Here is a 15200-nt window from a genome sequence, read left to right on the forward strand (position 1 = left end):
CACATGTTTTCACAACTGTGCCATTGCTTATTTCTGGCCTGATACCGGCGCTGGCGAGGTTTGCACATAAGTCCTTCCGACGACGAATGTCACGGTGTTTATTGTGCGCAGGTTGATGACTTGAAAGTCGCGGTCGATACGCAGGGTAACCGGTGCGGTGCCGGGCGCGTTCGGCGCGTTGAACAGGTGTTCACCTTTTTTCAGCCGCAGACGCGCGACCAGGGTTTTGTCCGGCAGGGTGCGCCACGTGCGGGTGTCGGCCTCCTCGAATGGGTCTTCGCGGGTGACCACCAGCGATGCTTTGGCCGGGTTGCGTTCGTTTTCCTCGGCCTGGCCGATAGCCGCCATGTTGGCGCGGAACATGGCCCGCGAGATGATGGCGGGCATGTCATCACGCAAGGTGCGCAAAGCCATGTCGGTGACGCTGTTGAGTGCGGTCAGCGGCCGTTTGCGACCATCGACGATGATGTGGTCGAACGCTGGCGTGATGGTGTCCTGGATCATCACCGGGAAAGAAATCGGGGCAACGATCACCAGGTTTTCGTTCAGCCGTACCGGAATCGGCACGCGCACCGAGCTGCGTGCCGGCGCCAGGCCGCTTTGGACGATGATTAACACATCACTTTCATCGGCTTTTGCCGGCGGCTTGTCGAGATTGCGCAGCGCCTGCTCGAGAAACGGCAGGTTCGGGCGCAATTCAATTGCCTGGCGATAGCCCGGCGCGGCGAGATCGCGTTCGCCGAGGGCTTCGTAGGTGAAGCCAGCCAGGTAATGACTGAAGGCACTCTGATAGCCGTTCTTCAGTTCGATGACGGCCGGCGCATCGAGCGTGGTCACCGGGTAGCCCTGCAGATCCTTGTAGCGCACGGCAATGCCCTGGGCCTTGGCCTGCTCCTCGAGCTCTTCGTACTGCCGCTCGCGCTGACGGGCAATCAGCGCTTCGCGTTCGTGGGTTTTCTTGATGTCGGCGCGGGCGCCGTCGAAGTCATTCGCAGCTAATTGGTTGAGGGCCATTTGCGTGGTCAACATGACTTTTTCGTAGTCGTAACCTTCATAGCGACGCAGTTTGTCATTGACCAGCAGGGTGCCCATTTCATTGCCAAACCGTGTGAGCAGTTTCATGGCGCCGGAGGGCACCGCTTCTTCGCGCTGGAACACCATCTGGTCGGCGCTGCGCCAGGCTTTCTGGCTCTGCGGCAGCGCACTGGCGACACTAAGGATGGCGCCTTTCTCGAAGTAATAGAGCAGATCCTTGTCTTCCCAGGGATTGTGCAACTCCACCAGGTCCAGCGCACCCTGGAGGTTACCCACCAATAGTTGGTCGTTGGTCTGTTGCATTTCCTGATCATAATTTCGGTACGCGGCACATCCACTCAGTTGCAGGGCGAGACTCAGCAGCAGCGAGAAAAACAGGCAGGAGCGCATGGACGATGATTCTTCCCTGATCGGATACCGCGAAGAGATAGCAATTTGCCGCTGAATGTACACGCCGTTGCGCGGGAAATACCAACAAAGCTTGAGCGAAACTCATTGGAAGTGAACAATGTGTTACTTCGTATTTCCATTTGAGATTTATTCATGACTGGCTCCTCTCGTTTTCTGGCGTGGCTCATGCTGCCGATGATCGCGTTCTGCAGCTTCAATGCGCTGGCCGAAACCGCAGAGGGTGCGCCCAAGGCCCTGCATTTGCTCGATTACATCGCCGCCGATTACCCGGCGGCGGTCGAGGGTGGCAAGGTTATTGATGAGGCTGAATATCTCGAACAGCAGGCGTTTCTGGGGTCGCTGCAAGGGTTGATCGCCGATTTGCCGGCCAAACCCGAACGTGCCGAACTGGAGCAGGGCGTCAACGGCCTGCGCACCGCGATCGCCGCTCGCAAGGACAGCGCGGACGTCGCCCGTCAGGCGCGGCAACTGGGGGCAAAGCTGGCAGTGACCTATGAAGTCAGCCAGGCCCCGGTCATCACCCCGGACCCGACCCGCGGCGCGCCGCTGTATGCCCAGCAATGCTCGGTGTGCCATGGCGATGCGGGCGCCGGTGACGGCCCGGCGGGCGTCGGCATGACACCACCGCCGACCAATCTGCGCGATGCCGCGCGACTGGACCGTCTGAGCCTCTACGCGATCTACAACACGCTGGGCATGGGCGTCGAAGGCACCGACATGCCGGCCTTCGCCGATCAGCTGGATGATCGTCAGCGTTGGGACCTGGCGACCTATATCGCTAGCTTCAGCGCCGATCCGGCCGCGGCAAAATCCGAGAAAACCTACAACATCGCTGACCTGGCACGTCAGACGCCAGCCGAAGTGCAGGCCGCCGAAGGTCCGCAATCGGCCGCGACCTTCCGGGCGCAACGGGCGCAACCGCCGCAGGTCAAGCGTGGCCCGGGGCAACTGCTGGAATACACGGCTGCCACGTTGGACAAGAGCATCGCCGCCTACCGTGCCGGCGATCACGACCAGGCCTACGACCTGTCGGTGGCGGCGTACCTGGAAGGCTTCGAACTGGTCGAAAGCTCCCTGGACAACGTCGACGCCAATGTGCGCAAAGACACTGAGAAGTCCCTGATGGCTTACCGTCAGTCGTTGCAGGACGGCTTGCCGGTGGCCCAGGCCGAGCAGCGTCTGGAGGTGGCCAAGGCCAAGTTGAAAGAGTCCGCTGGCCTGCTCGGTAGCGATGGCTTGAGCTGGTCGCTGAGCTATATTTCCGGTCTGTTGATTCTGTTGCGCGAAGGTCTGGAAGCGATTCTGGTGCTCGCGGCGATCCTTGCGTTCCTGCGCAATACCGGCCAGCAATCGGCGGTGCGCAGCGTCAATATCGGTTGGGGCCTGGCGCTGCTGGCCGGGCTGGCGACCTGGGCGGTGGCGGCGTATGTGATCGACGTCAGCGGGGCCCAGCGTGAGCTGCTGGAAGGTGCCACGGCGCTGTTTGCCAGCGTCATGGTGCTCTGGCTCGGCGTGTGGATGCACGACCGTCGCCACGCAGCGGCCTGGCAGGATTACATCAAGAGCAGTCTGGTCAGTGGTGGCGGACGTTTCGGGTTTGCGATCCTGGCGTTCTTCTCGGTGTATCGCGAGCTGTTCGAAGTGATCCTGTTTTACGAAACCCTGTGGTTGCAGGCCGGGCCTGCTGGGCATAACGCCGTACTGGCTGGCGGGGCGACGGCGCTGGTTATGCTGGTCGGTCTGGCCTGGGTGATTCTGCGCGGCTCGGCGAAACTTCCGCTGGCGTTGTTCTTCGGCATCAATGCCGGGCTGCTGTGCGCGTTGTCGGTGGTGTTTGCCGGCCATGGCGTGAAGGCGTTGCAGGAAGCCGGGATCTTCGGCACGCGGCCGGTACCGTTTTTTGACTTCGACTGGCTGGGGATCCACGCTGATGCGTATTCGCTGAGTGCTCAGGCCGTGGCGATCATTGCGATCATCGTGCTGTACAGCCGTAGCCGGATGGCCGAGAAGCGGCGTCTGCCGGTTTCTTAAAAGCATTCGCTGCGCTCACAATCGCGAGCAGGCTCGCTCCCACAGGATTGCGTATAACCTGTGGGAGCGAGCCTGCTCGCGATTTTTTTGGAAGAGGAAAACACTATGCGCGTATGGATCGATGCCGACGCCTGCCCAAGGGCAGCCAAGGATCTGGTGGTGAAATTCGCCCTCAAGCGTCAGTTCGAAGTGGTGATGGTGGCCGGGCAGCCGCAGATCAAGCCGGGCCTCGCTCTGGTGAAGCTGATCGTGGTGCCCAGCGGCCCGGATGCCGCCGACGATTATCTGGTGGAACACGCGGTGCCGGGGGAGTTGGTGATTTGCAGCGATGTACCGCTGGCGGACCGGCTGGTGAAGAAGGGTGTTGCGGCGCTGGATCCACGGGGCAAGGAGTTCGATGCGCAGAACATGGGCGATCGACTGGCGGTGCGTAACCTGTTCACCGACCTGCGCGAGCAGGGTCAGATGAGCGGCGGACCGGCGCCGTTCGGCGACCGCGAGAAGCAGGCGTTCGCCAATGCGCTGGACCGGATACTCACGCGGTTGTCCCGCAGGTCTTAAGCAAGACGGTGGTCCCTGTGGGAGCGAGCCTGCTCGCGATGGGGTCGGCACGCTCAACATTGATGTTGACGGTTAGACCGCTATCGCGAGCAGGCTCGCTCCCACATTAAACAGTGTTACTCGTCGTTTTCGTGGGTCAGTTCCAGTACGCGGTCGACCAGTTTGTTGATGCCGGAAGCCGCCTCGCTGATCGATTGCGCCAGCATATAGGCCGGGGTACTCACCAGCTTGCGTGCTTTATCTTCGATGATATCGGTTACCGCGCACTCGGCATGGGTGGCGCCCATTTTGTTCACCGCGGCGGCGGTATCGGCGTCGTTACCGATGGTGCAGGTCACGCCCGGGCCGTAGATTTTTGCCGCCAGGGCCGGCGAGATGCAGATCAGCCCCACCGGTTTGCCAGCCTCGGCGAACGCTTCGGTCAACGCCAGGACGTCAGGTTGAACGCTGCATCCGGCGCCTTCGACGGCAAAGCTCGACAGGTTCTTGGCCGCCCCGAAACCGCCGGGAACGATCAGCGCATCGAAATCTTCGACGTCCGCTTCACGGATATCCTTGATGTTGCCCCGGGCGATACGCGCCGATTCCACCAGCACGTTGCGCGATTCGGGCATTTCTTCGCCGGTCAGGTGGTTGATCACATGCAACTGCGCGATATCGGGTGCGAAACACTGCACCTGGGCACCGCGCTGGTCCAGCCGCAGCAGGGTGATCACGCTTTCGTGGATCTCGGCGCCGTCGTACACGCCACAGCCGGAAAGGATCACTGCAATTTTTTTGCTCATGGGCTTTTCTCCAGGTTCATGGCGTTAAATGTCCACTAATTTGTCACTCGTTGCCATAGGGTTAATTCGCGGCTACACCTAATCTCTGCTGAACGATTCCGATCAGGTCGCGTCATGAACTTCATTCTGTATGCGGTGCCGTTTTTCTTTGTGCTGATTGCGGTCGAATTGCTGGCCGACCGTTGGCGCGGGGTGAGCAATTACCGCGTGGCAGACGCGATCAACAGCCTCAGTACCGGCGTGCTGTCGACCACCACGGGCCTGTTGACCAAGGGCGTCGGGCTGGTGACTTATGCCTTCGCCCTGGAGCACCTGGCCGTGATCGAACTGTCGGCCGACAGTGCCTGGGTCTGGGTGTTCGCTTTCGTCTTCTATGACTTCTGCTACTACTGGCTGCATCGCATGGGCCACGAGCGCAACATCCTCTGGGCTGCCCATTCGGTGCATCACCAGAGCGAGGACTACAACCTCTCCACCGCCTTGCGCCAGACCAGCACCGGGTTTCTGCTGAGCTGGATTTTCTACCTGCCCCTGGCCGTGCTCGGCGTGCCGCTGCTGGTGTTTGTCAGCGTTGCGGCGCTGAACCTGCTGTACCAATTCTGGGTGCATACCCGGCACATTCCCAAGCTCGGCTGGTTCGAGTGGTTCTTCGTCACGCCGTCCAATCATCGGGCTCACCATGCACAGAACGCCCTCTACATGGATCGTAACTATGGCGGGGTGTTCATTATTTGGGACCGTCTGTTCGGCTCGTTCCAGGAAGAGGACGACAACGAACCGGTGATTTTCGGCGTGACCACGCCGCTGGCGAGCTGGAATCCGTTGTGGGCGAACGTGCAGTTCTATGCGCAGTTGTGGGATGACGCCCGGCGAGCCGAGCGCGGGTGGGACAAGCTGCGGATCTGGTTCATGCGCACCGGGTGGCGGCCGGCGGATGTGGCGGCCAAATACCCGATGAACAAGCCGGACCTGGCTCGGTTCCGCAAATTCGAGGTGCCGCTGGATGGGCGCCAGCAGTGGTATGTGGCGCTGCAATTCTGCGTTTACATCGCCTTGGGCAGTTACTTGATGAATTTGGAGCAGAGCCTGCCGACCGCAGCCCTGGTGTTGGGCTGGGGCGCCGTGGCGTTGGGGTTGTTTGTGTTGGGCGCGGCCCTGGAGAATCGCCCGCAGGCACTGAAACTGGAGCTGTTGCGGCTGGCGTCGAACCTGCCGCTGGTATGGCTGGCACCGATGGTCGGGCTATGGCCGGGCGGTGTGGTGGGAAGCGCGGCGGGCTGGGTGGTGCTGCTCAGTTACAGCCTGCTCAGCGGCATCGGTCTCTACTGTTGTAGAAACCGTGTCACTCGATGGGCGTCGTAGGTTCGCTGGACTTGGCCTGTTCGGCTTTCAGCGCCTGCTCGTCGGCGTAGACCTTCTTCGCCAGACGGGCATTCTTGAAGCGCCGCCGCAGCCATAGGAAAAAGCCCAGGACCAGCAGGGCGCCCAGCACCCACAGCTCGTACTTCTTGACGCTGCCCAGCATGCCTTCGAGCACCGCGCCGAAGTGATACGCGGCAGCGGCCAGTGCGGCGGCCCAGATCGCCGCGCCAATCCCGTTGAGTAGCAAATAGCGTCCTGGCGGATAGCCCGACAGACCGATCGCCACCGGCATCACGGTGCGCAAGCCATAGACAAAGCGGAAGCTCAGCACCCAGATGTCCGGGTGCTTGCGGATATGTTCCAGTGCCCGATCGCCCATCAGTTGCCAGCGCGGTTTGCGTGCCAGCAATTTGCGCCCGTGCTTGCGCCCCAGGAAGTACCACAGCTGATCGCCGGCATAACTGCCGAAGAACGCCACGACCACCACCAGATTGATGTCCATGTATCCGCGGAACGCGAGGAAGCCTGCGAGTACCAGAATGGTTTCGCCTTCGAAAAACGTGCCGAGGAATAGGGCAAAGTAGCCGAAGTCATGCAGAAATTGTTGGAGCATTGTCTGGGTGCTGGCGAAATGAACGCGCAGCCTAACCCTTCGTGCACATTCATGAAAGTGTCCAAATGTGTCTCGACGTGAACATTTCCTACAAGGACAATGGAATGCGGCTCTAGGGGTGCACATAACTGTCATGCGTTCGTCATAATGGCCGCTTATAACTGTCACGCTCGCCCGCCAGCGCGGGCTCAGGAGTCTGCCGTGAGCTTTACCCCCGCCAACCGTTTGTTTCCTGCAACCCGCCTGCGTCGCAATCGCCGTGATGATTTTTCGCGTCGACTGGTCCGTGAAAACGTTCTGACCGTCGACGATCTGATCCTGCCGGTGTTTGTGCTGGACGGTGAAAACCGTCGCGAAGCGGTGGCCTCGATGCCGGGCGTCGAACGCCTGACCATCGATCTGTTGCTCGAAGAGGCCGCCAAGTGGGTCGAGCTGGGGATTCCGGCATTGGCACTGTTCCCGGTGACGCCACCGGAGCTCAAATCCCTGGACGCCGCCGAAGCCTGGAACCCCAACGGCATCGCCCAGCGTGCTACTCGTGCCTTGCGCGCGCGGTTCCCTGAACTGGGTGTGATCACCGACGTCGCCCTGGACCCGTTCACCACCCACGGTCAGGACGGCATTCTCGACGAAGAAGGCTACGTGCAGAACGACATCACCGTCGACGCGCTGGTCAAACAGGCCCTGTCCCACGCCGAAGCCGGTGCCCAGGTGGTGGCCCCGTCGGACATGATGGACGGCCGCATTCAGGGGATTCGCGAAGCGCTGGAGCTGGCCGGCCACGTCAATGTGCGGATCATGGCCTATTCGGCCAAGTACGCCAGTGCCTATTACGGCCCATTCCGCGATGCGGTGGGTTCGGCGCTGAACCTGGGCAAGGCCAACAAGGCCTCCTATCAAATGGACCCGGCCAACAGCAACGAAGCCCTGCACGAAGTGGCGGCGGACTTGTCAGAAGGCGCGGACATGGTCATGGTCAAGCCAGGCATGCCGTATCTGGACATCCTTTACCGGGTCAAGGAAACGTTCAAAGTGCCGACCTTTGTCTATCAGGTCAGCGGTGAATACGCCATGCACATGGCGGCGATCCAGAATGGCTGGTTGAGCGAAGGGGTTATTCTCGAATCCCTGACCGCTTTTAAACGTGCAGGCGCTGATGGCATCCTGACTTACTTTGCCGTCCGTGCCGCTCAATTGTTACGAGAGCAAAAATAGCCCTCCCAGGAACATTCGATGAATACCGAAGGACTCACTGAAGTTGCCGTAAAAGACGCTCAACCTGTGGTGGAGCAAATCGCCGAAACCCCGCCGGAGCTGGAGCCAGCTCCACCGGCGGTGGTGGCCGAGCCGGTTGTTGCGGCGCCAGCGATTGCCATTCCCGGTCTGGATGACAGCAGCCTGTACATCCATCGCGAGCTCTCGCAACTGCAGTTCAACATCCGCGTGCTGGAACAGGCGCTGGATGAGTCCTACCCATTGCTGGAGCGGCTGAAGTTTCTGTTGATCTTCTCCAGCAACCTGGACGAGTTCTTCGAGATTCGTGTGGCCGGCCTGAAGAAACAAATTACCTTTGCCCGCGAACAGGCCGGTGCCGATGGCCTGCAACCGCATCAGGCCCTGGCCCGTATCAGCGAGTTGGTGCACGGTCACGTCGACCGTCAATACGCGATCCTCAACGACATTCTGTTGCCGGAACTGGAAAAACATCAGGTCCGCTTCATTCGTCGCCGCTACTGGACCACCAAGCTCAAGACCTGGGTTCGCCGTTATTTCCGCGACGAGATCGCGCCGATCATCACCCCGATCGGCCTCGACCCGACGCACCCGTTCCCGTTGCTGGTGAACAAGAGCCTGAACTTCATCGTCGAGCTCGAAGGCATCGACGCCTTCGGTCGCGATTCCGGTCTGGCGATTATTCCTGCACCACGTCTGCTGCCGCGGATCATCAAGGTGCCGGAAGAAGTCGGTGGCCCAGGCGACAACTACGTGTTCCTGTCGTCGATGATCCACGCCCACGCCGATGACCTGTTCCAGGGCATGAAGGTCAAGGGCTGCTACCAGTTCCGCCTGACCCGCAACGCCGACCTCGCGGTCGATACCGAAGACGTGGAAGACCTGGCACGCGCGCTGCGCGGCGAGTTGTTCTCCCGTCGCTACGGTGACGCGGTGCGGCTGGAAGTGGCTGACACCTGCCCGAAACACCTGTCCGATTACCTGCTCAAGCAGTTCAACCTGCAGGAGACCGAGCTGTATCAGGTCAACGGTCCGGTCAACCTGACCCGGCTGTTCAGCATCACCGGCCTGGACAGTCACCCGGAGCTGCAATACACGCCGTTTACTCCGCAGATCCCGAAACTGCTGCAAAACAGCGAGAACATTTTCAGCGTGATCAGCAAGCAGGACATCCTGCTGCTGCACCCGTTCGAGTCGTTCACCCCGGTGGTCGACTTGCTGCGCCAGGCGGCCAAGGATCCGCACGTGTTGGCGGTTCGCCAGACGTTGTATCGCAGCGGCGCCAACTCGGAAATCGTCGATGCGCTGGTGGACGCGGCGCGTAACGGCAAGGAAGTGACGGCGGTCATCGAATTGCGCGCGCGGTTCGACGAAGAATCCAACCTGCAACTGGCCAGCCGTCTGCAAGCGGCCGGTGCGGTGGTGATTTATGGCGTGGTGGGCTTCAAGACCCACGCCAAAATGATGCTGATTCTGCGCCGCGAGGCTGGCGAGATTGTCCGTTACGCTCACTTGGGTACCGGCAACTACCACGCGGCCAACGCCCGTCTGTACACCGACTACAGCCTGCTGACCTCCGACGATGCCTTGTGCGAAGACGTCGGCAAACTGTTCAGCCAGTTGATTGGCATGGGTAAAACCCTGCGCATGAAGAAACTGCTGCACGCGCCGTTCACGTTGAAGAAGGGCATGCTCGACATGATTGCCCGGGAGACTCAGTTCGCTCTGGACGGCAAACCGGCGCACATCATTGCCAAGTTCAACTCGCTGACCGATCCGAAGGTCATCCGCGCGTTGTACAAGGCCAGTCAGTCCGGGGTGCGTATCGATCTGGTGGTGCGCGGCATGTGCTGCCTGCGACCGGGCATCGCCGGGGTCTCGCACAACATCCATGTGCGCTCGATCATCGGCCGCTTCCTGGAACACACCCGGGTCTTCTACTTCCTCAACGGCGGCGAAGAGCAGATGTTCCTGTCCAGTGCCGACTGGATGGAGCGCAACCTCGACAAGCGCGTCGAGACTTGCTTCCCGGTTGAAGGCAAGAAGCTGATTTTGCGGGTCAAGAAAGAGCTGGAGCTTTATCTCACCGATAACACTCACAGCTGGAGCCTGCAGTCGGACGGTCGCTACGTGCGCAATACGCCGACCGGCAACCAGAACCCGCGCAGTGCCCAGGCAACGTTGCTTGAGCGCTTGGGCAGCCCGATTCTGGCTGTTCGTTAACGTAGATTCGGTTGATACAAAAAAGGGCGATCCGCATGGATCGCCCTTTTTTACCCCGCCCGAGCGGTGAATGACTTGTGGCGAGGGAGCTTGCTCCCGTTGGACTGCGCAGCAGTCCCTCTTTTTGGGGCCGCTTCGCAGCCCAGCGGGAGCAAGCTCCCTCGCCACAGAGTTTAGCGGACGTTCAGCACGAAGCTGACGCGGGTCAGCCATTCCGCTTCGAGGGCGAAGTCGGCCTGGGTCAGCTGGTTGTCGTCCAGCCAGTGTTCCGGGAACAACACGTCCAGGCTATGGCCGTTGGCGCGCAATACGACCTGAGGCATTTCCTGGGTGCCGCGGATGTGGTGGAACAGGATCGCAAAGCGCAGCAGCACGCACAGACGAATCAGCTTGATGCCGTCGTCGCCGAATTCGGCGAACTTGTCCTTGGGAATGTTGCGTCGGTGGCCCCGCACCAGAAGCGCGAGCATTTGCTGGTCTTCGCGGGAGAATCCGGCCAGGTCCGAGTGCTCGATCAGGTAGGCGCCGTGCTTGTGGTACTGATAGTGTGCGATGTCCAGGCCCACCTCATGGACCTTGGCCGCCCAGCTCAGCAGCTCGCGCCAGACGCCGTCATCCAGCTCCCAATCCTCAGCCACTTGATCGAAGGCATGCAGCGCCTTGCGTTCGACTCGTGCCGCTTGTTCGAGGTCGACGTGGTAACGCTCCATCAACGAGCTGAGCGTGCGTTCACGGACGTCTTCGTGATGATGACGGCCCAGCAGATCATAGAGCACGCCTTCGCGCAGGGCGCCTTCACAGTGGTCCATGCGTTGCAGCTCGAGGGCATCGAAGATCGCTTCGAGAATCGCCAGACCAGCGGGGAAGATCGCCCGGCGGTCGGGCTTGATGCCTTCGAAGTCGATTTTCTCGACATCGCCGAGTTTGATCAGCTTGCGCTTGAGCCAGGCCAGGCCTTCGGCATTCACCTCGCCAGTGCCATGCCCGCCGGCCTTCAGCGCCAGGCCAATGGCGCGAATGGTGCCCGAGGAGCCGATGGCTTCATCCCAGGTCAGGCGGTGCAGGGCGTGTTCGATGCTCATGATCTCCAGCCGCGCCGCGGTGTACGCCTGGGCGTAGCGGGCCGGGGTGATCTTGCCGTCCTTGAAATAACGTTGGGTGTAGCTGACGCAACCCATTTGCAGGCTTTCACGCAGCAATGGTTCGAAGCGCTGGCCGATGATGAATTCGGTACTGCCGCCGCCGATGTCGGCCACCAGGCGTTTGCCCGGGGTATCGGCGAGGGTGTGGGAGACGCCGAGGTAAATCAGGCGCGCTTCTTCACGGCCGGAGATGACTTCTACCGGATGGCCGAGGATTTCTTCGGCGCGGTGGATGAATTCGCCGCGGTTACGGGCTTCGCGCAGGGCGTTGGTGCCGACGATCCGCACGGTGCCGGGTGGCATACCGTTGATCAGTTGGGCAAAACGCTTCAGGCAATCGAGCCCGCGCTGCATCGATTCTTCGCTGAGTTGACGTTCTTCGTCGATGCCGGCGGCCAGCTGGACCTTCTCCCCGAGACGCTCGAGAATCCGGATTTCGCCGTTCTGGGCCTTGGCCACGACCATGTGAAAGCTGTTGGAGCCCAGGTCGATGGCGGCGATCAGGGACAGATTCTTGACTTGGGGTAGCGGCATGGTCAGGGGTCTCGGTCGATAACCCCGACATCGTGCCACGATCAAACGCTCGCGCCAACGCGCAGGTGACCGCTTTGCGGTCAATCGCGAGCAGGCTCGCTCCCACAGGATCCCATGTTGCCTTCAATCTTGCGGCTGACACAGAGCCAATGTGGGAGCGAGCCTGCTCGCGATGACGTTCTCAAAGACGCTGCGTATCCCTCAGCCCGCCGCCTCGACGGTCCCAATGAAATTCGCCAACTCCGCCGTCTGCGGGTTGGCAAACAGAATCTTCGGATCCCCCACCTCATGCACTTTGCCCTGGTGCATGAACACCAACTTGTCCCCAACCTCGCGGGCAAAGCGCATTTCATGAGTGACCATGATCAGCGTCATGCCTTCCTTGGCCAGTTGCCGGACCACGCTCAACACTTCGTTGACCAGTTCCGGGTCCAGGGCCGAGGTAATTTCATCGCACAACAAGACTTTCGGCGACATGGCCAGCGCCCGGGCGATTGCCACGCGCTGTTGCTGGCCGCCGGAGAGTCGATCCGGGAAGGCGTCGAATTTCTCCCCCAGCCCGACCCGCTCCAGCATCTCTCGCGCCAGTTCGGCGGCTCTGGCTTTTGGCACTTTCTGCACCACTTGCGGCGCGAGCATGACGTTCTCGCCGACGGTCAGGTGCGGGAACAGGTTGAACTGCTGGAACACCATCCCGACTTTCTGCCGCAGGCTGCGCAGGTCGGCGCGGGCGGCGTCGAGGTATTCGCCGTCGACTTCGATCACGCCGTCATTGATCGACTCCAGGCCATTGAGGGTGCGCAACAAGGTGGACTTGCCCGAGCCACTGCGGCCGATGATCGCCACGACCTGGCCTTCTTCGACACTCAGGTCGATGCCTTTGAGCACATGGTGGTCGCCGTAATATTTATGCAGGGCGGAAATTCTAAGCAGAGGCATGCAGTCTCCTTTCCAGGTAGCGCGCACTGAGGGACAAGGGGTAGCAGAGCAGGAAGTAACCGAGGGCGACGAGGCCGTAAACCATGAACGGCTCGAAGGTCGCGTTGGCGAGCATGCCGCCGGTTTTGGTCAGTTCGGTGAAGCCGATGATCGAGGTGACGGCGGTGCCTTTGACCACTTGCACCGAAAAGCCCACGGTCGGCGCCACGGCGATGCGCAATGCTTGCGGCAGGATCACGTAACGCAGTTGCTCCAGCGGGTTGAGCGCCAGGCTCGACGAGGCTTCCCACTGGCCGTTGGGGATCGAGTCGACGCAACCGCGCCAGATCTCCGCCAGGTAAGCACTGGTGAACAGCGTCAACGCAATCGCCGCCGCCATCCACGGTGAAATTTCCACGCCGGCCAATGCCACACCGAAGAACACCAGAAACAGCTGCATCAACAACGGCGTGCCCTGGAACAGTTCGATGTAGGTGCGGGCGAAGTGGCTGGGCAGGGATTTTTTTGAAATCCGCATCACCATGATCAGCAGGCCGATCACCCCGCCGCCGATAAACGCCACCAGCGACAAGGCCAAGGTCCATTGCAGGCCCGTGAGCAGGTTGCGCAGGATGTCCCAGAAGGTAAAGTCGCTCATTGACTGGTCCTTACGCTGCTTCTTGATATAAACCGGCGGCCGATCCAGTTCAGCAATTGGCGGATCAGCAGCGCCATGCACAGGTAGATCAGTGTGGTCAGGGCATAGGTTTCAAAGGCGCGAAAGTTGCGCGATTGAATGAAGTTGGCGGCGAAGCTCAACTCTTCGGTGGCGATCTGCGAACAGACCGCCGAGCCGAGCATGACGATGATGATCTGGCTGCTCAGGGCCGGCCAGACCTTGCCCAGCGCCGGCAGCAGAACCACGTGGCGGAAGGCTTCGAGGCGAGTCATCGCCAAGGCGGCCGCGGCTTCCAGCTGCCCACGGGGGATCGCCTGAATGCCGGCGCGGATGATCTCGGTCGAATAGGCGCCCAGGTTGATCACCATCGCCAGCACCGCCGCCTGCCATTCGGAAATCTGCAGGCCCAGCGACGGTAAACCGAAGAAGATGAAAAACAACTGCACCAGGAAGGGCGTGTTGCGGATCAACTCGACGTAGACCCCGAAAATGCCGGCAAACGGGCGGATGTTCCACGCCCGCACCAGCGCCCCGACGATGCCTACGCTCACCCCGAGTAACGCGCCGATGGCCGTCAGTTCAAGGGTGAACAGCGCACCGCGTAGCAGCAGATCGGTGTTTTCCACCACCGGCAAGAAATCGAACTGATAAGCCATAAGTCGTCTCCCGCGCGAACGATCAGAGATCGGCCGGCAGCGGCTCTTTCAGCCAGTTTTGCGCGTTCTTTTCCAGCGCACCGTCAGCCTTGGCCGTGGTGAGGATGTCGTTGACCTTGCCCAGCAGCGCCGGCTCGTTCTTGTTCACGCCAACGTAAACCGGCGAGTCCTTGAGCTTCACTTTCAGGGCTGGCACGCGTTTCGGGTTTTTCTCGCTGATCGCCACCATCACCACGTTGCCGCTGGCGATAAGGTCGACTTGCCCCGCGAGGTAGGCGGCGATGGTCGAGTTGTTGTCTTCGAAGCGTTTGATGGTTGCGCCTTCGGGGGCGACTTTGGTCAGCTCGATGTCTTCGATGGCGCCACGGGTGACGCTGATGGTTTTGCCCTTGAGATCGTCCAGACCCTTGATGGCGGCGTCTGGCGGGCCGAACACGGCGAGGTAGAACGGCGCATAGGCACGGGAGAAGTCGATGACTTTCTCGCGCTCAGGGTTCTTGCCGAGGCTGGAAATCACCAGGTCGACCTTGCCGGTGGTCAGGAACGGGATGCGGTTGGTGCTGTTGACCGGGGTCAGTTCGAGTTTGACCTTGAGCTGGTCGGCCAGCAGTTTGGCGGTGTCGATATCGAGGCCGCGAGGTTTCATGTCCGGGCCGACCGAGCCGAACGGCGGGAAGTCCTGGGGCACGGCAACTTTGAGGGTGCCGCGTTTGACCACATCCTCCAGACCGTCGGCGTGGGCGGGTGCCTGGCTCAGCATCAGGCTGGCAAACAGGGCGGCGAGAAGGGCGCTATAACGCTGAGTCATGGCAAATCTCCGGATCGGCGGGAAGTGATTTCTGCGGATCGACAGAGCACGGGTCATGCCAAGATTCGTTTTTGAGGGCCGCAGGCCACGGTTTTGCTGGTGTCTATCGGTCTTACTGGTCTGAACAGTCAGGTGGCATTTCGCACCCTGATGGCGCACCCGTGAAAATACTCGAACCCCCATGGGGCACGACTTGCCGGACGTCGCGA

Annotated in this window: 13 protein-coding genes; 5 read left to right on the forward strand and 8 right to left on the reverse strand. The window is 60.9% G+C overall.

Annotated elements, in window-relative coordinates; all coding sequences use genetic code 11:
* Positions 1-27 precede the first annotated feature (27 nt).
* Positions 28-1425, reverse strand: a complete 1398-nt coding sequence (locus QMK51_RS01350) for a hypothetical protein (protein WP_320392943.1) — start codon at positions 1423-1425, stop codon at positions 28-30.
* Positions 1426-1578: 153 nt separating this feature from the next.
* Between QMK51_RS01350 and QMK51_RS01355 the strand changes: the two genes are divergently transcribed.
* Both QMK51_RS01355 and QMK51_RS01360 read left to right on the forward strand, forming a co-directional pair.
* Complete coding sequence (locus QMK51_RS01355) at positions 1579-3477, forward strand: FTR1 family protein (protein ID WP_320392944.1); 1899 nt, start codon at positions 1579-1581, stop codon at positions 3475-3477.
* A 105-nt stretch (positions 3478-3582) separates the two neighbouring features.
* Complete coding sequence (locus QMK51_RS01360; RefSeq protein WP_258698544.1) at positions 3583-4038, forward strand: YaiI/YqxD family protein; 456 nt, start codon at positions 3583-3585, stop codon at positions 4036-4038.
* Between the two features lie 116 nt (positions 4039-4154).
* Here the strand turns inward: QMK51_RS01360 and elbB are convergent, their stop codons facing one another.
* Positions 4155-4823, reverse strand: a complete 669-nt coding sequence (gene elbB, locus QMK51_RS01365) for an isoprenoid biosynthesis glyoxalase ElbB (RefSeq protein WP_258698545.1) — start codon at positions 4821-4823, stop codon at positions 4155-4157.
* 114 nt (positions 4824-4937) lie between these two features.
* Between elbB and QMK51_RS01370 the strand changes: the two genes are divergently transcribed.
* Positions 4938-6185 carry a sterol desaturase family protein gene (locus tag QMK51_RS01370; RefSeq protein ID WP_320392945.1) on the forward strand — a complete coding sequence of 416 codons (1248 nt, stop codon included), beginning with the start codon at positions 4938-4940 and terminating at the stop codon, positions 6183-6185.
* Here QMK51_RS01370 and QMK51_RS01375 read toward each other — a convergent pair.
* The gene (locus QMK51_RS01375; RefSeq protein WP_320392946.1) at positions 6166-6798 is read right to left on the reverse strand and encodes a DedA family protein; all 633 of its coding nucleotides are present in this window, start codon (positions 6796-6798) and stop codon (positions 6166-6168) included. The two genes, QMK51_RS01370 and QMK51_RS01375, sit on opposite strands and share 20 nt — an antisense overlap.
* 201 nt (positions 6799-6999) lie before the next feature.
* Between QMK51_RS01375 and hemB the strand changes: the two genes are divergently transcribed.
* Together hemB and ppk1 are read left to right on the forward strand one after the other, a co-directional pair.
* Positions 7000-8013 carry a porphobilinogen synthase gene (gene hemB, locus QMK51_RS01380; protein WP_320392947.1) on the forward strand — a complete coding sequence of 338 codons (1014 nt, stop codon included), beginning with the start codon at positions 7000-7002 and terminating at the stop codon, positions 8011-8013.
* An 18-nt stretch (positions 8014-8031) separates the two neighbouring features.
* The gene (ppk1, locus tag QMK51_RS01385) at positions 8032-10254 is read left to right on the forward strand and encodes a polyphosphate kinase 1 (RefSeq protein ID WP_018927564.1); all 2223 of its coding nucleotides are present in this window, start codon (positions 8032-8034) and stop codon (positions 10252-10254) included.
* 173 nt (positions 10255-10427) lie between these two features.
* Here ppk1 and ppx read toward each other — a convergent pair whose 3' ends face one another.
* The 5 genes from ppx to QMK51_RS01410 form a co-directional block, all read right to left on the reverse strand.
* On the reverse strand, positions 10428-11930 hold the full coding sequence (gene ppx, locus QMK51_RS01390) for an exopolyphosphatase (protein ID WP_320392948.1): 1503 nt from the start codon (positions 11928-11930) through the stop codon (positions 10428-10430).
* Positions 11931-12131: 201 nt separating this feature from the next.
* Positions 12132-12869 carry an amino acid ABC transporter ATP-binding protein gene (locus QMK51_RS01395; RefSeq protein ID WP_320392949.1) on the reverse strand — a complete coding sequence of 246 codons (738 nt, stop codon included), beginning with the start codon at positions 12867-12869 and terminating at the stop codon, positions 12132-12134.
* Positions 12856-13506: an amino acid ABC transporter permease gene (locus tag QMK51_RS01400; protein WP_320392950.1), complete on the reverse strand. Its 651-nt coding sequence runs from the start codon at positions 13504-13506 to the stop codon at positions 12856-12858. The genes QMK51_RS01395 and QMK51_RS01400 overlap by 14 nt, the downstream gene beginning before the upstream one ends.
* Complete coding sequence (locus QMK51_RS01405) at positions 13503-14183, reverse strand: amino acid ABC transporter permease (protein ID WP_258698553.1); 681 nt, start codon at positions 14181-14183, stop codon at positions 13503-13505. Before QMK51_RS01405 ends, QMK51_RS01400 begins: the two co-directional genes overlap by 4 nt.
* A 22-nt stretch (positions 14184-14205) precedes the next feature.
* Positions 14206-14991, reverse strand: a complete 786-nt coding sequence (locus QMK51_RS01410) for a transporter substrate-binding domain-containing protein (protein ID WP_320392951.1) — start codon at positions 14989-14991, stop codon at positions 14206-14208.
* Positions 14992-15200: the final 209 nt, after the last annotated feature.

It is taken from the genome of Pseudomonas sp. P9_31, assembly GCF_034008235.1.
Lineage (GTDB): Bacteria > Pseudomonadota > Gammaproteobacteria > Pseudomonadales > Pseudomonadaceae > Aquipseudomonas.